Annotated in this window: 7 protein-coding genes; 4 read left to right on the top strand and 3 right to left on the bottom strand. The window is 65.7% G+C overall.

Annotated elements, in window-relative coordinates; genetic code table 11:
• Positions 1-273 precede the first annotated feature (273 nt).
• The 3 genes from QA645_RS28740 (at position 274) to QA645_RS28730 (ending at position 19,421) form a co-directional block, all read left to right on the top strand.
• Entirely contained in the window at positions 274-1,041 is a 768-nt protein-coding gene (locus QA645_RS28740) for a hypothetical protein (protein WP_283044816.1), read from the top strand.
• Positions 1,042-1,112: 71 nt separating this feature from the next.
• Complete coding sequence (locus tag QA645_RS28735; protein ID WP_283044815.1) at positions 1,113-17,720, top strand: leukotoxin LktA family filamentous adhesin; 16,608 nt, start codon at positions 1,113-1,115, stop codon at positions 17,718-17,720.
• Positions 17,721-17,726: 6 nt separating this feature from the next.
• Positions 17,727-19,421, top strand: coding sequence for a ShlB/FhaC/HecB family hemolysin secretion/activation protein (locus QA645_RS28730; RefSeq protein WP_283044814.1), 1,695 nt, complete (start codon positions 17,727-17,729; stop codon positions 19,419-19,421).
• Positions 19,422-19,478: 57 nt separating this feature from the next.
• Here the strand turns inward: QA645_RS28730 and bluB are convergent, their stop codons facing one another.
• From bluB to cobU, 3 genes are read right to left on the bottom strand one after another with little or no spacing between them, the layout of a single operon-like run.
• Positions 19,479-20,111: a 5,6-dimethylbenzimidazole synthase gene (bluB, locus tag QA645_RS28725; protein WP_283044813.1), complete on the bottom strand. Its 633-nt coding sequence runs from the start codon at positions 20,109-20,111 to the stop codon at positions 19,479-19,481.
• Positions 20,112-20,114: 3 nt separating this feature from the next.
• Positions 20,115-20,900, bottom strand: coding sequence for an adenosylcobinamide-GDP ribazoletransferase (cobS, locus tag QA645_RS28720; protein WP_283044812.1), 786 nt, complete (start codon positions 20,898-20,900; stop codon positions 20,115-20,117).
• Entirely contained in the window at positions 20,897-21,400 is a 504-nt protein-coding gene (gene cobU, locus QA645_RS28715; protein WP_283044811.1) for a bifunctional adenosylcobinamide kinase/adenosylcobinamide-phosphate guanylyltransferase, read from the bottom strand. Before cobU ends, cobS begins: the two co-directional genes overlap by 4 nt.
• 121 nt (positions 21,401-21,521) lie before the next feature.
• Here cobU and cbiB point away from each other — a divergent pair, with 121 nt between their 5' ends.
• Complete coding sequence (gene cbiB / locus QA645_RS28710) at positions 21,522-22,475, top strand: adenosylcobinamide-phosphate synthase CbiB (RefSeq protein ID WP_283044810.1); 954 nt, start codon at positions 21,522-21,524, stop codon at positions 22,473-22,475.
• Positions 22,476-22,482: the final 7 nt, after the last annotated feature.

The following is a 22,482-nucleotide window of genomic DNA, read 5'->3' as shown; positions in this document are numbered from 1 at the left end:
AAAGTTGTCCCTGGCGTTGTGCATAACGCGAAAGCCTGGCGGCGACAATTGATGAAAAAATGCGCTTGTGAACCTTCATTCGCAGCCACAGGGACCCCAATACCGTATTGCTACCTGAATCGCTGTTTCGGTTGATGTCTGCTCCGTGACGCCCTGTAAGGCCTTCTGGCATTGCAACATTTCCGTCTCGGTTGCGGACCGCGATTCGGGGAAGCCGATTTCGTAACTGCCGATTTTTGAGCTGTTGTTTCAGGTTTGTTTCGAAGGTTTACAATGCGCAAAATCTACCTTGTCCCGGCCCTTGTCGGCCTTCTCACCATTGTTGCGGCCGGGCCGCTGGCGGCTCAGGGCGTGCAGGGCGCGACGCCCAAGCAGAAGGCTGCGACGGCGCCGAAGGCGGTCGCGGCCGGTGCGTCGCCCGGCGCGGCAGCCCCTGCCAGTGCGGCACCTTCAGCCTCGAGCGAGGCCGCCACGGCGCCTGCCGACGACAAGACCAAGACGATCGACGGTTTCCGCTCCGCCAAGTTCGGCATGAACGAGGCCGACGTGCGCGCGGCGATGACCAAGGATTTCAGCCCGAAGGCCGACGCGATCAAGGCGCAGGACAATCCGTCCGAGCTGACCCATAGCGTGCTGCTGACCGTTCCGGATCTGCTGCCGAACGGCGGCACCGCCGAGCTCTCCTACGTGTTCGGCTACAAATCCAAGTCGCTGATCCAGATCGGCGCGGTCTGGTCCAAGGCGACCGATGCGGCGCTGACGGCGGAGAAGCTGTTCTCCAACGCCAACATCCTGCGCGCGCACTTCCTCAGCGAAGGCTTCAAGCCCGACTCCATCGCGGTCAACATGCCCGTCAACGGCGGCATCGTGATGTTCCGCGGCAGCGACGCCAAGGATCGTTCGGTGATCCTGCTGCTGCAGGGCACGTTCGAGAACAAGGAGAACAACCAGCGCGTGCTCACGCCGACGAGCCTGCTGCTGTTCTACGTGGCCGACGCCAAGAGCCCCGACGTCTTCAAGCTTCCGCCCGGTCAGTTCTGATCCGGGACGATCTCACATCATTCTCCCACGCGGTTGTGGATCGGCGCCAATGCCGATGAAGAGGATCTGAAATGCGCGGACCGTCTGCGAGGCGAGACAACAACGAACGGATGCTGCAGGGACTTGCACGCTTCCGTTCGATGTCGCTGCTCTGCGCGATGCAGATGGTCTTCCTGCCGGTGTTCAGCGTCCGCCTGCAGGCGCAGACCGCGAACGTCATCGTTCCGGACGGCCGTACCGGCACCGCCTTGCAGACCTCCGGCGGCGTCACCAACGTCACGACGTCGACGGTGGCGGGCGCCAACGCCTTCAACTCGTTCTCGCAGTTCAGCGTCGGGCAGGGCAACACCGTCAATCTGCAGCTGCCGACCGGCACGCAGAACCTGGTCAACATCGTTCGCGATGCGCCGGTCTACGTCAACGGCACGCTGAACTCCTACATGAACGGCGCCATCGGCGGTAACGTCTACTTCGCCGATCCCAAGGGCTTCGTCGTCGGCCGCAGCGGCACGGTGAATGTCGGCAGCCTCAACGTCTCGACGCCGACGCGCGAGTTCACCGACAGCCTGATCGGACCCGGAGGGGCGATCAACGGCACGGCGGTCGGCAATCTGATGGCCGGCTCGTTCCCGGTCTCGCCGGACGGCAATATCAGGATCTACGGCCGGATCAACGCCATCGACGGCGTCCGCCTGACCGGGCAGAACGTCCTCGTCGGCGGCGCAAGCCAGCGCGACATCGCCAATCTCGATCACGCCGCGAAGTTCGCGGCCTCCGTCAATTCGAAGGGCCTGCGCAGCGCCAGCGCCATCACCGTGAGCAACGGCTCGATCCACATCGGAGCCGTCAACAACGCAACCGTCAACGGACGGCTGACGGCGCGCAGCAAGACCACGACGCCGAGCACGATTGCGGTCGTGGCCGGCAACAACGCCGAGATCGGCAAGAATGCGAAGCTGAGCACCGCGAGCCGAACCGGCGATGCCGGCGGCGTCCTCGTCAAGGCCGGCAACGACCTGACCGTGAAGAGCGGTGCGGCGATCAACGCCGGCTCGAAGACGGGCAATGCGGGCCTGGTCGAGCTCAGCGGAAACGGCGTCATCGACATCGGCAGCGGTGTCTCCATCAACCTCAGCGCGCCGAACGGCAAGGCGGGCACGCTGGTGATCGACCCGACCGATGTGGTGATCGGCGATGCGGGCCAGGGCGACGCCGGCGTGACCCTGTCGAACACGTCCGTCGCCAACGCCATCGCAGCGCTGAGCGCCGGTGCGACTTACGTCGTCCAGGCGGACAATTCGATTACGCTCGCCGCGCATGCCGTGATCGATGCCCGCCGTCTCGACGTCAACGGTCATTCGACCGGCAATGCCAACAATGTCGAGCTCGACGCGAAAACGATCTCCATCGTCAACGGCGCGAAGATTCTGGCCCAGGCGGTCAATTCCGGCACCAGCTACACCGACGGCAGCGTCACCCTCGCGGCGACCGCCAGCCAGACCCTGATATCGGGTCACGCCTATGCGACGACGGGCATCACGGTCGATGGCCAGATCACCGGCGGAAACATCAGCATCGGTGCGACCTCGACGGCGGTGTCGAACATGCTGAGCTCGACGGCCGGTCTTTTCGCGATGCTCGGCGAGACCGTTGCGGGGCTGAACCTCGGCGTCAATGCCGGATATGTCGCCGCGAGCGCGACGGCCAACGTTGCCATCAATGGTCATGCCAATATTTCCGCGAGCGGCAACGTCCTGATCACCGCGACCGGGTCGGAAACGGCGGCGGATCCGGTGCTCGCATCCACGATCGGCGGCGGTCTTCCGTTCGGCGCTTCGGCCGTGGTCGGCAACGTCATCGGCAATGTCTCCGCCAACGTCGCCAGCAACGCGACCATTTCGGCCGGCGGCTACCTGAACATCACCTCCACCAACAACGCCACGGTGAACGTCGCCGCGATCGCGGCAACCACCAGCGCGGCCGTGGTTGCGACGTTCGCCTATACCAACGCCTCGGTGACGACCAACGCGAATGTCGAGACCGGCGCGCATCTGAGCGCGGGGACGGCGAGCGGTTCGGCCGGCGGCCTTGCCATCTACGCGACCAACAACAACAGCTTCTCGACATCGGCGACATCGGTCGCGCTGGATAATCCTGCGCTCAACGGCAATGTCGGCGGCGCGATGGCGATGAGCAACATCAACACCTCCGCCAACGCCACGCTGGGATCATCGCTGGGAACCAGCGCCAATCCGATGACCGGTCCGGTGACGGTCAATGCCGTCTCGAACACCACGTCGAACTCGACCATGGCGTCGACCATCACCGGCACACCGACGCTGATCGCGGGCCTGCAGGGTGTTGCGGCCGTCGGCTCCGCGCCGACCAGTATCATCGTGTCGCAGATGACCAGCACGCTGCTCACGGCCGATTTGAATCTCAAGGCCTCCGCGGCGCTCACGCTCGCCAACAGCACCGAAAATGCCACGGCGGCGATCGCGACCAATCCCAGCGGTGGCGCGCCGTCGATCTACACGACCGGCAACGTCGCGGTGGTCTCCAACGTGACCGACGTCGGCGTGCGCAACAATTCGACGACGGCGGCGATCACCTCGAGCCCGATCAACGGCCAGTCCTACGCGGTCAGCGCGGCCGTGGCCTGGGGCAACTACACCCACAATTCGAATGCCTATATCGGCGAAGGCGTGACCATCAATGCGCCGAACATCGGCGTCGCCGCAAACACCTCGATGCCGATCACCAACACCTGGACCCAATGGGCCGGGTTGACCGAGGTGTTGAGCCATCTCAACGGCAGTCTTGGCGTCAGCGGCAACATCATCACCAGCTACGCGAACGCAGGCGCCGACGCAGGCGACACGCTCGGAATTTCCGGCTCGCTGAACAATTTCATCGTCCACAACAACACCACGGCATGGGTCGCGACCGACGCCAACCTGAATGCGACCTGCACCGTCGCGTCGTGCGGCAGCGGCGCGTGGACGGCCAACCTCAACAACGGCACCCAGGCTTTCGACGCGACGCTTGCCGTCACGGCCAACTCCTATACCGCCTCGATCGACGTCGCCGGCAACATCGGCACGTTCGGCTTCATCGGCAACACGTCCGGCGGCTCGTCGTTCGGCGGCTCGCTCAATCTGGTCCAGCTCTCCAACAACACCATCGCCGGCGTCGCCGCCAATGCGACGGTGAAGGCGAACGACAACATCTCCGTCGAAGCCGTCACGACCGATCAGTTCTTCGGTGTCGCGCCGACGTCGGGCAAGGCCCAGGGTTCGCTGGCGCTGAACGGCATCACCTCGATTGCGCTGGTCGACAACACGACCCATGCTTCGATCGGAGCGGGGGCGACCGTGGAGGCGCCGACCGTCAACATCTATGCCGCCCAGGACCTGTCGATGCTGTCGATCGCCGGCGCGGTCTCGATCAGCGCCAACTCGGCGGTCGGTCTCGCCGTCGCCTATCTCGGGGCGACCGCCGACACCGCTGCCAATATCGGCGACAACAGCAGCGATATCCGGGGCGGTGCCTTCAACGTCGACGATCCTTTCTCGGGAACCAGCGGCGGCAGCGGCTCGGTGAAGGCCGACAACCTGATCATTTCCGCGACGACGTCCGGACGCATCACGGCGGCCTCGATCGCAGCAGCGATCTCGGAGCCGGGCGTGTCCAGCTTCGCGACCAAGGCGGGGGCGGTGACGTCGGCCGCAACCGGCGGTACCGCGGGCGTTGCAGCCGGTGCGAGTCAAGTCGGTGCGAAGTCCGGATCGAGCACCAGCGGCTTCAGCATCGATCTCGCCGGCAGCTCCTCGGTGAGCGATGTCTCGCTCGGCACCAGCGCCTATATCAAGAACGCCGGGACGATCGACAAATACACCACGACGAGCCTGGTGAGCACCAAGACACTGGTCCAGGCGCTCAACGACACCATTCTGGACAATGGCTCCGGCTCGGCTGCGGCCAACATGGCCGGGAGCGAGGGATCGACCAGCGTGGCCGTCGGCGGCGCCATCGCCTCGGCGATGTCCAGCAACCACACGCTCGCCTATATCTACGGCACGACGCTGAACAATCAGGATACCTTGAAGGTCATGGCGCTCAATGGCGGCTCCGAGACCGTCGTCGCGCTGGGCATCTCGGGATCGAAGGCCAATTCCGCCTCGTTGTCGGCCTCGGTCGGCATCATCACCGACAGCGCCAATGCCTATATCGAGAACTCGACCGTCACGGGCCGGACGGGCGTTGTCAACCGCACCCTCGAGGTCGACGCCTACCAGACCACGAACATCGCGATCGGCGGCGGCGTGCTCTATTTCTCGGGTGGCAAGGCGGGTGTCGGTATCGCGCTGACCTATGCCTCGATCTCCGATCCGACCAGCGGGAAGGCGACTGACGCCCACATCCTCTCGAGCTCGATCTCCAATTACGACACGTTGCAGGTGCTCGCCGACAATGCCAGCGTGATCGCGGCCGGCGCGGCGTCGGGGGGCGCGTCGACGAACGGCAATTCGCTGACCGGTGCCATTGTGGTTGACGAGATATCGCCGACCACGACGGCCTATATCGACAGCGGAGCGACGGTCAGCATCAATGTCGGGTCGATCACGGTGATCGCCGACAGCGGCGACGTGTCGGCGCTCGACACCGCGCTTGGAAATCTGGTCAAGAAGTCGAACAGCGGGCTCCTCGCGTCGGACACCTGTACGACCCACGGCGGCACCGGAGGGCAGAACTGCGTCGACTTCAGTGCGGCCGCGCTCAACGGGGGGGTGGGTAACGGACCCGGCGGCGGCATCGTTTCCGTCGCCGGCGTCATCGAGGCCGCCAAGAACGATATCGGCGCTTCGCTGGTCTACGACACCATCGCGACGACGCATTCGGCCTACATTGCCAACGTGCTGACGACGGCGGTCGGCCGCGTCAATGTGACCGCAACCGACTCCTCGGCGATCCAGTCGGTCGCGCTCGGCATCGGCGCGGCCAGCGGGCAGTGCGCCGGTACCGCCGCGCTGACGATCAGCTCGATCACCAACACCGTGTCGGCCAACATCGGCAAGAGCCAGTCGAACTCCACGGGTTCGACCGTGTCGGCCGGCTCCGTGACGATCAACGCGACCGACAATTCCAAGATCACCGGTTCGGCTGCAGTCGCCGCGATCGCGCCGAATGGCGGAAACGCCGCGGGTCTGGCGCTCGTCAACAGCAACATTGCCAACAATGTCAGCGCCGGCATCACCGGTTCGAAGGTGACCTCGACAGGCACCGTCGCCCTCGGCGCAAGCTCGAACGCCACGATCTCGACCGTCGCCGTCGGTATCGCGATCTCCTCGCAGGTCGGCCTCGCAGGCTCGGTCGCGACGAACCTGATGGGAACCAACGTCACTGCCAGCATTACCGACAGTGCCGCGCTGGGCGCCACCAAGGGATCCGACGTCATCGCCAACAACAACGTCGCGGTGATCGCAAGCAACACGGATAACGTTGTCGTGTCCGCCGGCGCGCTCTCGATCTCCAAGGGGCCGGCCGGCGGCGCCGGCTCGATGGTAACGAACCAGATCACCGGCAGCACCTCGGCGTATATCAGCGGAGCAAACACCAAGGTCGACGCGCTCGGAACCAGCTCGACCGACACGCTGTCGGTCAATAGCGGCACGCTGGCGCATGCGAACGATCTCAGCGGCTTCCAGGCGCCGACCGACCACACGCCCGATCTGAGCGAGATCCAGGACACGGTGAAGGGCCTCGCCGTGGTCGCGAGCTCGCACCAGGCCGTCGTGACCAATGTCATGACGATCGCAGCCGGCACCGGCATCTCCATCATGGTCAACCCGATCACCTCGGTGCTGAGCGGGTCGACCACCGCCTATATCGACAGCGCCAGCATCGACACGCGCCTGACCAGCGCGGGGCTGCTGCCGCAGATCGACGTCGCGGCCTCGAGCTTCTCCTATTCCGGCGCGTTCGGCGCCGGCATCGTGCCCCCGACCGGCACCGGCGGTGGCGGCGCGACCGTCATCTCGACGACGATGTCGCGCACCACGATGGCGTATGTCACCAATTCGACCGTCGGCAGTCTTTCGTCGACGCCGTCCGCGACCGTCGGCGCCGTCACCGTGAAGGCCAATGCCGAGCAGGATGCGTCCTCGATCGGCGTCGGCTTCAACACCGGCTCGGTCGCCCTGAACGTCTTTACCGCGACCACCGAGGCCTATGTCGACGGCGGCGCGATGACGGCGTCGTCGCTCACCGTGAATGCCATGGACACCACCGCCATCTATTCGGCGGGCGGCTCGGCGGCCTATGGCAGCCAGGCGGCGGTCTCTGCGGCCTTCCTGGTCCAGGTCTCGGCAAACCGGACCGAGGCCTATGTCGGCGACGAGTTCTACTATCATGGCGGCAACACGACCCACACGACCGCGCTCAATCTGAGCGGCGCGCTCGACGTCGAGGCCAACACGGTCGATCGTTTCCAGGCCTATTCGGTCGGCGGCTCGCTCGCGACCGGATCGGCCGCGATCGCCGGCATGGCGAACATCGAGATCGCCAACAACACCACCATCGCCGGTGTCTACGACACCACGCTGCGATCGCCGACGGGTGGTGCGGCCGGCGCCGTCACCGTCGCCGCGAACGAGGATGTCGAGATCAAGGAGATCGCCGGCGCGATCGCGATCGGTGCTAGCGGCTCCGGCGTCGGTATCGGCGCGGCCGCCAACGTGCTCGTCTTCAAGAGCCAGACCACTGCGGAAATCAACAACAGCGACCTGAACTCGTCCGGCGCGATCAATGTCGACGCGCTCAGCACCAAGGAGGTGTTGTCCTATGCGGTCACCGCGGGCGTTGGCGGCAGCGTGGGCATCGGCGCGACGGTCGGCGTCATCATCATCGGCTCCAACACGGCCGATGCCGATACGCAGCAGCAGGAAACCGGGCAGCTCGATCAGCGCGACAGCAACGGCCACAACAACGGCACCATCACGGCCGTCAACAACAGCACCAGCAATTCGCACGGCAGCGATGCCGTCGCGAGCGGCACCGCCGGCAATCCGAACAATGCGCATGTCACCTCGACCTACGACGTCAGCACCGTGCTGGCCGGCGGCTCCGACGGCGTCACCGCGCAGATCGCGGGCGGCAGCGCTATTTCGACGATGCAGGTCAACGTCGGCGCCACCAGCGCGAACGCGACCAAGATGTATTTGCTCGGCGCCGGCTTCGGCAAGAATGTCGGCATCGGTGCCGGCATCGGCTACACCAGTGTCAGCAGCAATGTGACGGCCAATCTGAGCTCGGCCGTCACTGCGCCGTCCGTCATGGTGGCCGCGGTGGTCAAGGACGCCAGCGGCGGGGCCTATGGCGGCCAGACCATCAACACCGAGGCGATCGCGGGCGGCGCGGGACTTTACTTTGGCGCGGATGCCGCGGTGGCGGTCGGCAACGTCTCAAATCATGTGAAGGCAGAGCTCGGCGGCTCCGTGACCGGGACGGGCGGCGCCGGTGTCGCCGTGATGGCGCAGGATTCCACGACCCAGATCGTCTTCACCGGCGGTGTCACCGGCGGCGCCGCGGCGGTCGGCGCCTCGGTCTCGACGGCGAGCCGGTCGAGCACGGTCTCGGCGGATGTGCTGCAGGGGGCCGACATCAATACCTCGACGCTCGCCGTCGGTGCGCAAGGCGCGGGCACCTTGACCACGACGGCAACGGCGCTCGGCGGTGGTATCGTCGCGGGCGTCGGTGCGGACGCCGAGGCTCACGAGAATTCGAGCGTGACCGCCGATATCGGCGCGGGCGCCACGATCGCGACGTCGGCGACCGGGCTCGGCACGCTGGTGTCGGCGTCGATCACGCCCAATTTGTCGAGCAGCGCGATCGGCGTCTCCGTCGGCGGCGGTGCGGTCGGCGTCGCCGTCGCCCAGTCGACGGTCGGGGCCCAGGTCACGGCCGATATCGGCAACGACGCCATCTTCTCAGGCGGCGCGGTCTCCGTGGCCGCCATGGCGCTGGTGCCGACGGGTGGCACGACGACCTACGCCTGGGCACTCGCAGGCGGTGGCGGATCGCTGATCGGCGCCCAGGGCAGCTACGCCAAGGCTTCGGAGAACGCGACGGTCAACGCCTATGGCGGGACCGGAATTACGCTTCCCAACGCAGACGTGACCATTGCAGCCCAAAACGACAGCGCCCAGTACGCGGAGGCAACCGGCCTTTCGAGCGGCTTCCTGGCCTTGGGCGCGAGCGTCGCGCAGGTCTCGTCCAGCGCGCACACCTACGCCTATCTCGGGGCGGGCGCGATCACGTCGGCGGCCAACACCGGTATTCTCCAGATCCTCGCGACCGGCGTCGATGTCAACGCCGCCGACGCGATCGTCGGCGCAGGCGGCACCTATGCGGGTGCCGCGGCGGTGGCGACCACCAGTTCGACTGCGACCACCCAGGCGCGGATGGACGGCAACGGGGCCGACGACACACTCTATTTTGGCGGCCTCAAAGTGAGCGCCAAGCACACCACGAATTACGGCGCCAGCGGCGATGCCTACCAGGCCTCCACCGCCGGCGTCTCCGGTGGCAGCGCGCAAAACACCGTCACCACAGACACGACCGCTGAGATCGGCACGCACCTGATCATCAATTCCGCCGGTGGTAACATGACTGTCATCTCCAATGACATCGTCAATCAGGCCGGCGGCGGCGCGCGGTCGGGTTCGGGCGGCATGTTCGCGGGCGCCGCGGCGCTCAGCAACTCGACCGTCACCCAGACCGTCACCACCAATATTGATGCTGGGACGGTCCTGAGCCTCAACGACGATCCGCGGACGTCGAACGGGGTGATCAACATCGAGGCCTACAACACGCTGAATACGAACGACACGGTGAGCCTGGCGACGGCCGCGCTCTTCGCCGGCGGCGGCGCCGAGTCCGACATGACGGCGAACGCCACGCTCCAGGTCAATATCAATGCCCGTGAGCTGTTCAGCGCCGGCAAGATCTATGTCGGCACGGCGGCGAAGATGGCGGCGGCCAACAATGCCAACGCCAGCCTCTATGGCGCGATCGCCGGTGTCGGCGCCAGCACCAACACCTGGGTCCACGCCAATCAGGCCGTCAACGTCGGCAACAACGCGAAGATCGAGGCCTGGCACGACATCACCATGTATGCCGGCCTCGCCGGCGACGGCAGTGTCTTCAGCAGCGTGCAGGCGACGGCGACGACGGTCGTCTACAACAACACCGCGATCCCGATCTCCACGCTCTACCGCGGCACGGCCAATGCCGACGACACCACGAGCCTGACGCTCGCCAACACCTCGAGCGTGCTCGGCGTGCAGAACATTTACCTGGGTGCGACCCAGGGGCAGGTCACTGCCGCTGGCAACGGCAGCAATTACAATCCGTATCTGGACATCTTCAGCGCCAAGAACAGCGACAATCACAGCCACACCAGCGGAACCGGCGATGTCGCACTCAATGGCCTGGTGGTGGCGGGCATCGACAACGACCTGACCGTCACGATCGAGCTCGGCGCGAGCGCGCCGACCCTGAGCACGACCAGCCCTTACTCCGAGCTGACCCTCGAGTCCGTTTCCGACGCCAATCACTTGAGCTCGACGATGAGCTGGAACCACCAGGCGGTCCAGTACACCATCGTCGGCAACTTCAATCCCTACCAGCTGGTGGTCAACCAGCTCGCGACGCTGACCGGCCTGACCGCGGCGCAAGTTCGCTCCCAGCTCGCGGCGGCGACGCCTACGGCGCCCGCCACGATGTCGCCGTCCGGCACCGATACGACCGGCGACATCCAGCGCCAGATCGACACGTTGATCAAGCAGGCGCCGTTCACCTCCGACGCGCCCGGTAACGCCTTCGCGTTCGGCGACATGCTGGTGTCCGCCGGCAACGTCTCGATCCTGGCTCAGAAGCTGACCGGCAACAGCGGCACGAACCCGGCCGCGCCGGCGGTCATCGCGCGCAGCTCGCCCTTGATCAAGATCGAGAACAAGGGCCTCGACTTCATGAGCCTGGGCAATCTCACGGTCACCGACGTGAGCGGAGGAAACATCACCTATCGCCAGATCGACCATGTCGACCCGGATTCGCACTCAAATGTGACCTTCACTGCCATGCCGAGTGCGACGCCGGTCATCGACATCTCAGCCACCTATAACGGCCTCGATCCCAGCACCGGCCAGGGCATCGACCAGAACGGCAACGTGCTGACCCGCACCCCCGACATCTATTTCAACGGCGCCGTCAACAACGCGAACGGCCTGCTCAAGATCGTCAATAATCTCGGCAGCGTGGTCGCATCGCAGTCACTCAGCGCCGCAACCGTCCAGATCGTGGTGCCCAAAGGCACGTTCACCTTCCTCGGCGGCGTCGGGACCTTCTACGACAGCAGCAGCGCGGTCACCTCGCAATGGGATACGACCGAAAACCGGCCGACTGACGCGCTGACGGCGGTGATGACGGCGGCGACCTATCTCGGCGCCTATGGTGACTACTACACCGCTCCGCATATCGCCTCGGGCGGGGATCACCCGTATTTCTACTATTGCTGCACCGACGGCACCCACGGCGTGTATCAACCGGTCGCCAACGCCGACGCCAGCACGATCTTCACCGCGCGCATGCTGATGACGTACTACGACGGGCTCTCGCTCTATTCGTCGATCTTCCTGCCGGTGGGCCGGGGCACGCCTGGGAACACCAGCACTCCCGATGCCGGCAGCGTGCCGGACGTCAATACGCTCAAGATCATCGAGGGGCAGTCGCTGGACTCGACCAATGTCGTGCTCGCGCAGTGGAAGAAAACGACTTATGACGGCCGCAACGTTTATACGGATAGCGGTCCGTACAAGACGCCGTTCAATTGTGCGACAGCCTGCGACAGCTCGGGCTTTTTCCAGGTCATCAACATCCAGCCGGATGCGATCACGCCGAAGACCGCGGATACGCCGGCCACCGCGACGGCCACCCGGACCATCACCGGCCAGGCGGTCATCATCTCGGCGTCGGTGATCAACATCAACGGCACCATCCAAGCCGGCTCGAGCAGCAATTACTCGGTCAACATCGGCGCCGCGGCGTACGATGCCATCTATGGCAGCAACGGCCTCAAGAACCGCAACGGCGGCGCGGACTTTGCCGCGGCCCAGGCCAACGCACGGAACGGCGTCTATTACGACGTCTCAGGCTCTGTGACGGCGTCGGCTACTGGCGACGCCAAGATCGGGGTCAGGTACAACGCTCTCACCGATCAGCTCATCCTGAACGGCGTGGCGCAGGGCGCCGGCGGCTACGTCTATCTGAACGGCAAGATCATCTCGACCTCGACCGACAGCACCCAGACCCAGGGCAACATCGAGATCAAAGGCGGCGCCGGCACGGTCACGGTCAACAACACCAGCGGGCTCCAGCTTGTCACCAACACCATCAACACCAGCGCCACCGCCCAGAGCGTGGTCGAGATCGTCGATCAGCTGAAAGGCAAGACGACGTGGTGGGTCTACGATCCCAAGGCGGCGAGCAACCAGCAGGTATCGAGATACGAGACGAATAGCGTCACTGCGGCCGCGATCGATCCTTCGATGCTTGCAGCCAGGACAGGTACGGCAGGCATCCAGTACGCGACGCAGGAGAACATGCTCTATCAGTGGGTCGACACGGCGACGCTGGATCGTCCGACCACCAGCACGCAATTCGACTACGGCTGGAGCTTCACGCAGACCGCCGGCCAGGACTGGACCCGCTCGATCAGCCTGGTTTCTGGCACGCAGAGCACCAACTACCAGAAGGTCACCACCGCCACCGGCAGCTATCACTGGGCGGGGGGCGTGAACCCGGACGGGAGCCCCGTTGGACTCAACACCCACTCCAACGCGTGCTGCGGCGCGGACGGCCAGTACAATTGGTACCAGGCGATCTACGATCACCTGACGCTCACGCTGACCAACACGGTCAAGGCGTCGAACCCGATCAACATCAAGTTCACTGGTGGCGGCAGCAGCGACGTCGTGGTCAATTCGACCTCCGGAATCGTCGTCAACGGGTCGATCAACAACGTTCAGGGGGCGACGACGCTCAACGCCACCGGCGCCAACTCGTCCATCACGGTCGCCGCCAATGCCAACAACCCGGTGATCTCGGGTACGAGCGTGACGCTTCGGGGTGACGGTGGCATCGGCTCGCTCGGCACCACCAAAACGCCTGTCCAGGTGCAGATCTATGGCGGCAGCCTGACCGCCAGCTCGATCGACCACGACATCGCGATCTCGGCGACCGGCGCGATGTCGATCAACCAGGTGAAGGTGAATTCGGCAGGCGCCACGCCGCAGGGCAACGTCTTCCTCTCGGCGACCGGCGACATCAACTCGGCGACCGCCTACAACGTCACCAACCCCGTCGTGATCGGCAAGAACATCGAGATCGACTCCGCCGCCGGCGCGATCGGCGCGACCAGCAGCGTCGTCAACGGCACATCCACCCTGACCAACATCAATCCGCTGGTGATCCAGGCGAGCGGCACGGTGCAGGCGAGTGGCGCCGTCGACGGCGGCGTGCTCAACAGCAGCTCGGCCACCGGCGCCTACATCATCCAGTCCAAGGGCGATTTGCGCATCGGCACGGTGCAGTCGACCAGCGGACCGGTCTTCCTGGAGGCGGCCGGCTCCGACGGCAACCAGGCCAACATCCTGAACGGCCAGGCGGCCGCCGGTATCACCGCGGCGGAGAGCGCGCATCTCCAGTCCGTCTGGACCAATCTCGACCTGCTCAACGGCAATCCCGCCACCGCCGCCGTCAACAGCTACCAGTCGATGGTCACGTCGGCCTACAACGACTACTTCCAGCTCAAGAACATCGCCTTCGCGAACGGCAGCACCTACAACCCGACCTCGGTGGGTCTGACCGTCCTGCGGGCGCAGGTGGCGGCCAAGCTCGGCATCGATCCCGCCAACGTCTCGACGACGGATATGCAGGTCGAGGCCACGACGCGGTTCCTGAAGGATCAGTTCCTGCTCGGCAAGATCAACACCGATCAGCTCAAGAGCTCGCTGACGACATTGCTCGGCACTGCACCCACCGATCCGCTGGGGACCGTGTTCGGCACGTCGCTGTCGTCGACCCTGTTTGCGAAACTGTTCGACGGCGTCGCGACCGCCGATCAGCGCCTGCCGTCCAATACGGCCCTGCAAACGGCGCTTGATGCCTACGATGCGCGCTATACTTACACGCTCGCCACCACCGAGCGGGTCTACGGCGTCATCACCGCCGGCGCGCAATGGACGCAGAGCCAGCTCGCCTACACGGTCTCGTCGTCCGCGATCGGCGCGGCACCGCCGCCGATCGACCCGAATGTCGCGGCCAATATCAGCGCGAACCAGATCATGCTCTACGCGCCGCATGGTTCGGTCGGCAATTCGGCCGCGCCCCAGACCTTCACCTTCACCAGCGTCGATTCCTCGTCGTTGACGCCGGATCAGAGGGCGTTGCTCTCCTCGGCCGGTCCCGGTCAGCTCACCGTCGGCGCGGTCACGGATCCGACGACCCATGTCGTGACCTATACGGTCAGCCTGTCGCAGCAGAATCTCGTCGTGCTCGACAACCCCGTCGCGATCTCGGCCAACGCGCTGTCGAACATCTATCTCGGCAGCAAGAACAGCCTGACGCTCGGCGGCGTCACCGCGAGCTATGGCCCGATCGCGGCCGCGCAAGCCAACGGCATCCAGGTGACCGGCCGCGGCGACGTCAAGCTCGACGCCGTGACCGGCATCACCGCTGCCGCCGGCGTGACCGGCGTGCCCGTGATCTCAGGTGATATCGCCAACCTCACTCTGATCGCCGAGCACGGCAATATCGGTGCCCCCGGCGCTGCCGGTAGCAATCCCGCGACCAAAGCGAACGCGATCCAGATCGCCTTTGCCAATCCGGCCAACGACCAGCTCGACCAGGTCTCGTCCGGCCAGGGCATCTATGTGAAGCAGACCACCGGCGATCTCGTCCTCGGCAACATCTCCGCCGGCAACGAGATCCAGCTCGCCGCGACCGGCAGCATCTACGCCGAGGCCGGCTTCACGGACCGCAGCGCGATCCACATCCTCGGCACCGACCTCGACCTGCGCGCCGGCGGCAATATCGGCTTCAACGGCGCGACCTTCCAGCCGCTGCAGGTGAACATCTCCGGCGCGGTGACCGGCTCCGCCGGCGGCGATTTCAGCCTGCTCGCGGTCACCGGCGACCTCGCGGTCGGCTCCAGCGGCGCCTATGGATCGCTCATGGCGGGCGGCGCGATGACCTTGAACGCGTCGCGCGGCGCGCTCACCATCAATGCCGATCTCACCAGCGACGGCCTGATGCAGCTCCTCGCCAACCGCGGCATGACCTTCGCGGCCGGCACCAGCGCCGCGCCGGTGGTTGCGACCAGCACCACCGACGGGGTGACGCTTGTGGCCGCGACGCTGTCGATGGGCGCCTATTCGGCCATCAACGCGGCCAAGGTGATCTCGGTCACCACGACGGGCGATGCGGTCCTCGGTCAGCTCAACACGTCGCTGTCGTACGCTGCGGCCGGCAACGCGCCGTCGATCATCGTCACGGCCGGTGGCGTGGCATCGCTGGGCGCGATCATCGGCAATGGCGACGGCCAGACCACCTTCGTGACCTCAGGCGCCGGCGCCGCGCTGTCGCTCAGCGCGTCGAACGGCATCGGCAGCGCGACGGGCCGGCTCGCCTTCAACGCAGGCCTGTTTTCGGCCAGCGCTAGCGCCGGCAACGTCTATCTGAAGGCGCTCACTGACACCGAGGCGAGTGTGCTCTCGGCGGCCGCGGGTAGCGTCGACATCGTCGGCACCGGCGGCCTGACGCTCGACCAGGTGGCCGCGGGAACGGCTGTGGGCGCGAGCGGCAGCTTCAGCGCCGTCACCGCCAACGGCAGCATCGTGATCGGGACCGCCGGCAGCAGCGGCGCGCAAACGATCCACGCCAGCCAGAACGTCACGTTCAACGCGCTCGCCACCACCGGAAATGCCGGCGACGTCGGCAACATCAGCGTCACTGCCGACAACGGCTTCATCCTGGCACAGACGGTGACGTCGGGCGGCGCGACGACGCTGGGCTCGGTCTCCGCCAACGGCTCGGCGACGCTGCTGGCCGCCACCACCATCACCGGCAACACGCTTGCGGCGACGACCGGCGCCGGCCTGCTGACCGCCGGCGGCCCGATCAACTGGAACGTCCTCAACGTCGGAACGACGCTGGGCGCCACCGCGAGCCAGGGCAGCATTAACCTGCAGACCGCACAGAGCGGCGGCACGCAGACCATCCACGCCCACGACAACGTGACCTTCAATGCGCTGACGGCTGCGGGCATCACCGGCGACGTCGGAAGCATCAATGTCGATGCGGACAATGGCTTCATCCTGGCGCAGACGGTGATGGCCGGCGGTGTGCCGACGCTGGGCTCGGTCTCGGCTCACGGCTCGGCGTCGCTGATCGCCGCCGGCACCAACATGGGTCATAACCTCACGGCTTCGACCGGTAACGCGGTTCTCAAGGGCACCGTCGTCAAGTGGGACAACCTCACCGCCGGCGGCACGCTCGATGTCACGGCGACGGCCGGAGGCATCACCCTCGGCACCACCACCAGCGGCGGCAAGCAAACACTGCATGCCCACGACGACATCGTCTTCAGCCAGATCACCACGACGGGCATCCCGGGCGATGCCGGCGATCTCGACATCAAGTCCGACACCGGCAAACTTCGCGGCGGATCGATCTCCGCCAGCGGCGATACCCGTTTCGATGTGGCCGGAGGCGTCTCGTTCGACCGGATCACCGGCGAAGTGGTCAAGATGACGTCGTCGGGCGACCTGACCATCAACTGGGTCAGCGTGGTCAAGGAGCTCGACCTCGCCGCCGACACCATCACCGTCAGGGGCGAGCAGATCCGCTCGAATCCGCCGGTTCCGCTGATCCTGAACATCACGGGCTACAATGGCGGCGTCGCGACCTCGGCCAATGTCACGATCGACCCGGATAGCATCATCATCAACCAGCTCAAGGTCGTGGATGCGAACATCCTGACCGATGCGCACTCTGTGACTGTCCTGAACGGCTACGTGCCGGGCCAGCTGACGCTCACCACGGCGAGCGAGCAGGTGCTGCTGAACAACCGTACGCTGGCGCCGTCCAACTGGCCGACGCTCCAGCTCTACCAGCCGGGCGGCGTATTCACGCTGAGCCAGGTCGGCAACGCCACTGTCACCAACGCCTATGTGGTGTCCTACACCGGCGATATCTCGGCGACCGTCACGAATTACGGCTCTAACCACGCCTGCTGCAGCGACTACACCGGTGCCAGCATGGCCCGCAACATCGCCGTCGACGGCGAGGGGCATGAGAGCATCGACACCTGGCTGGCGCAGAAGAGCGGGGCAGGGACGTTCTATCAGCTCGGTCTCTCCGGCCATGCACGGCTCGACGCTTTGCTCTCGCCGCGTCCGGTCGAGACCATCGGGTCGGGTCCCGCGGTGAACGTCGAAGGGCTCAACGACATGCGCAAGCTGCGCCGCCAGGGGCAGCGCGCGGGTCGTCCGGGCTGGAAGGACGCAGCAATTGATGCAATGACGAAGCCGGCGGTGAGTCGCCTCGCGGAGGCGTGGTAGGTCGAAATGCGGGTTCTGGGGGCAGCACTGGGGGTGGGACTTGCAGCGTCGAGCATCGTGGCCGCGCGCGCGCAGGTGCCCTCGATCAATCCTGGCGCGATCCAGAACGACGTCGACCGCCAACGCCGCCAGTTCGAACAGCAGAGCGAGCCGCCCAAGCTGAACGGCCCGGCCGTGATCGGCGGCGCACGTGAGAAATCGCCGCTGATGAAGCCGGGCGGTCCGAAATTCCGCCTGCGCAAGCTCGAATTCGACCCATCCAAATTCATCACGCCGGCCGAGCTCGACGAGATCGCGAAGAAATATGTCGGCAAGAACGTCGACATCGCGGCGCTGCTGCAGATCGTCGCCGATATCAATGCGATCTACACCGAGCGCGGCATCGTGACCGGCATCGCGACCCTGCCTGATCAGGATCCCAAGGACGGGGTGGTCAAGATCAAGCTGACCGAGGGCCGGCTCCAGAAGACGACGATCGAGGGCAACAAGCAGACCCGCACCGACTACATCCTTCAGCGCGTCAAGGAGCCGGAAGGCGAGGTCCTCGACGTCCCCAAGCTCAATCGCGACGTGACCTGGTTCAACCGGACCAACGACGTGCAGATCAAGGCGCTGCTCCAGCCCGGCTCGAGCTTCGGCCTGACCGACCTGCAGTTTGCGGTGATCGAGCCGCCGGTCGATACCTGGCAGCTCTTTGTCGACAACCAGGGCTCGGAGAATACGGGCCGCTGGGAAGGCGGCACCTTCTACAAGCGCCACGGCCTGTTCGGCGTCGACGACCGTCTGACCTTTTACGGCGTCCGCTCCGACGGCAACCTCAACGGCAACGTCGCCTACAGCATCCCGGTCAACCCCTGGGGCGGTCGCGCCGGCGTCAGCTACACCGAGGGCAAGATCAAGATTATCGACGGGCCGTTCACGGCGCTCGACGTCACCGGGCGGTCGAGCCAGGCCGCGGTCAATTTCAGCCAGCCGGTGTGGGTGACGCAAAACTGGCTGGTGCTGCTCAACGCCGCCGAGACCGAGGGCAAGACGGTGAGCCGGTTCTCGACCGTCGCGGTGACCGACGACCATTACGACAAGGCCACGGCCGGCGTCTCCGTGACCAATTCCGGCAACACCTATTCGATCACGGTCTCGCCCGCGGTGAACTACATCGAATGGCAAGACCACGTGCTCGGCAACAATCGCACGTTCAACACCTATACCGGCACGCTGATCGCGAACAGCGCCGCGGGCCCCGCCAATTTCAGCGCCAATGTGCTGGCGAGCTGGCAATATACGCAGGAAAAGCTGCTGCCCGGCGACCAGATCTTCACGATCGGCGGCCCCACCACCGTGCGCGGCTATCCGACCAACGCGGCGTCCGGCGACAGCGGCTATTATTTCAACGCCGAGCTGCACTACAACTGGTCGCAATGGCTGAGGGGATTCGACACCTACATCTTCACCGACTGGGGTGCGGTGTACTCGACATTCCCCGGCGTCACGGAAATGACCTCGGTCGGCGTGGGCTTCTCCTGGACCTATGCGCAGTTCATGACGTTCGAAGCCAATTACGCGACGCCGCTGAAGAATGCCGTTTCGACCCAGCACCACTACGAGGCCTATGGCCGCGTCATCGTCCGCCCGCTGCTGATGTTCGAGAAGCAGCCGAGCACCACGCCTGTGGCTGCCGTTGTCGGCAAGAGCAAATCGTAGCTATTGGCTTTCTCTCTCCGTCATGGCCGGGACAAGCCCGGGCATGACGAGCTTGGATCAACGCCGCAGCGTGAATTCGTCCGCGCCTCTCCGGTGTTCCCACTTCGCCCGCTCGAGCTCGGGCTGATCGCACTCCGTCTCGGGATAGCCGATGCAGAGATAGGCGATGAACTTCCAGGAGACAGGCACGTCGAGCACGCCGTGGATGCGCTCCGGACTGAGAATGGAGACCCAGCCGAGCCCGATGCCTTCCGCACGTGCGGCGAGCCACATGGCGGTGATGGCCGCGACGACTGAATATTCGGTGGTCTCCGGCATGGTCGCGCGTCCGAGGCCATGGCCGATGTCGCTGGCCTTGTCGGCGAACACGGCGAGATGGCCTGGTGCCTGTTCGAGCCCAGAGAGTTTGAGCGCGGCATAGCGCGCCGCGCGTTCGCCGGAATAGCAATTCAGCGCGTCGGCGTTGCATGCCCTAAAATCGTCGATCACGTCGCGGCGCCGTGCGGCATCATCGACGGTGACGAAGCGCCACGGCTGGCTCAGGCCGACCGATGGCGACAGACAGGCGGTCTCGATCAGCCGCTCCATGGCGCCGTCGGGCAGCGCATCGGGGCGAAAGCGACGCACGTCGCGGCGCCATACGAACAGTTCGTGCAATTGCCGGCGGAAGGCGTCGTCGAACTCGACCATCAATCATCCTCCCGCGTGAAGGAAGGCTGCAGCGACCAGCAGGATCAGGATCTCGCCGACCTGCTCGAACGCGCCGAGGATGTCGCCGGTCTGCCCGCCGATCTGGCGGATCGCGAGCCGCGCCAGGATCAGCCCGGCAAGCGACAGCAGGACCAGGCCGACCAGCGCCTTGGCGGGTCCGAGCGCAAGGGCGAGGGCGAGCGTTCCAACTGCGAAGGCGATGGCCACGCTGCGGCCCGGTGGCGATCCGGCGCGCGCGGAGAGCCCGTCGGGACGTGCCGGGGCGACCAGCGACATGAAGGCCGGCAAGCCCGCGCGAGCCGCCGCATGCGCGGAGACGAGCGCCAGCATCACCGCCCATGGATTGCCGATCGCGGCCAACGCACTCCAGCGCAGGCCGAACGACAGGATCAGCGCGCAGACGCCATAGCTGCCGATCCGGCTGTCGCGCATGATCTCGAGCTTGCGTTCGCGCGTCCGTCCGCCGCCGAGGCCGTCGGCGGTATCTGCAAGGCCATCCTCGTGCAGCGCGCCGGTGACGAGAGTCGTTGCGGCGAGGGCGAGCAGGGCGGCCATGCCTGACGCCAGTCCCAATTTGCTTGTGAGCGCGTAGACCACAGCGCCCGCAAGGCCCACCAGCAATCCCGCGACCGGCAGCGCCCAGGTCGCGCGCGCGATGGCGCTATCGCCGGCCGGCTCTGACGAGGCCACCGGCAGGATCGTGACAAAGGATGCCGCGATCCTGAGGTCGGCAACGATGTCTTTTGGAATGTCGGCGCGCGGCGTCATTTCAGTTTCATCGGCAGGCCGGCGACGACGAACTCGACTTCGTCGGCGGCCGCCGCAAGGGTCTGGTTCATGAGTCCGGCGGCGTCGCGAAAGCTGCGCGCCAATGCGTTGTCGGGCACGATGCCGAGTCCAACTTCATTGGTGACGAAGACGACCGGGCTCGTGAGGCGGGGCAGCGCGGCGGCGAGCGCGGTGACCTCGCGTTCCCAGTCGCGCTCCGCATGCATCAGGTTGGAGAGCCACAGCGTCAGACAGTCGACGAGCCGCGCGCCGCCGCCGTCGGTAGCAGTCAGCGCGTCCACAAGATCGAGCGGCACCTCGCGCTCGATCCAGTCGGTTCCGCGGCGCGCGCGGTGTCTGGCGATGCGCGCGTCCATTTCCACGTCGAGCGCCTCGGCCGTCGCGACATAGACGGGCCGCCCCGGAAAGGCGCGCGTGCGCGTTTCCGCACGCTTGCTCTTGCCCGATCGCGCTCCGCCCGTGATCAAGATGACGGCCATAAAAGTCTCCTGTGAGGCTGACTAATCACCAATCGCGGCCAAAGACAAAGCCGAAATCAGGCGGGTAGGGGCTTGCGCTGGCCCCTCGCTTTGCGCAACAGGGGCGGGACAGGAGGCAGGCGTGGGCTTTGCGGGCGCGATGGTGGTGGCGATGGCGGTGGATGCCCTCACGGGTTGGCCAGCGCCGTTGTTCGCGCGGATCGGCCATCCCGTCACCTGGCTGGGCCGGCTGATCGCCGCCATCGACGCCGGCTGGAATCGCGAGTCTGACCCGCCGGCGCTCCGCCGCGCCGCCGGCGTTGCCGGCGCGCTTCTGGTGATTGCGCTCGCGGTTGCTCTTGGCTGGCTGCTCCAGTCCTTGCTTCGGTTCCTGCTTCCTTGGGGCTGGATCGGAATCGTGCTGGTCGGCATTCTGGCCTGGCCGCTGGTCGCCTTGCGTTCGCTGCATGATCACGTGGCGGCGGTCGCAAATCCTCTGCTGGGCGGTAACATCGCCGCTGCGCGCGAAGCGGTCTCGCGCATCGTCGGCCGTGATCCCGCCGCGCTCGATGAAGCTGGGATTGCGCGCGCGGCGATCGAGAGCCTCGCCGAAAATGCCTCCGACGGCATCGTCGCGCCGGTGTTCTGGGGCGCGCTGTTCGGCCTGCCGGGCATCCTCGGCTACAAGGCGATCAACACACTGGACTCCATGATCGGCCATCGCAGCGAACGCCACGAGGCCTTTGGCTGGGCGGCAGCGCGCATCGACGATGTCGCGAATTTCATTCCGGCTCGCCTGACCGGATTTTTGTTCGTGTTGCTCGCACAGCAGCGCTCCGAGGCGCTGTCATGCATGACGCGCGATGCGCGCCGTCATCGCTCGCCCAATGCCGGCTGGCCCGAAGCCGCGATGGCAGGCGGGCTCAGCGTGCGGCTGAGTGGCCCCCGCATCTATCACGGCAGCGCGACCGAGGAGCCCTGGCTCAATGAAGGCGCGCGCGATCCGCTTGCGGCCGACATCGTCGAGGGCTTGACCGTCTACCGCCGCGCCATGCTGCTGCTCGCTGGCGTCCTTGCGATCCTGGCCTTCGCGTGAAAGAACA

The sequence above is a fragment of the Bradyrhizobium sp. CIAT3101 genome (assembly GCF_029714945.1).
Classification (GTDB): Bacteria; Pseudomonadota; Alphaproteobacteria; order Rhizobiales; family Xanthobacteraceae; genus Bradyrhizobium.
The sequence above is the reverse complement of the archived record's forward strand: the minus strand, read 5'-3'. Positions and strand labels throughout refer to the sequence as shown.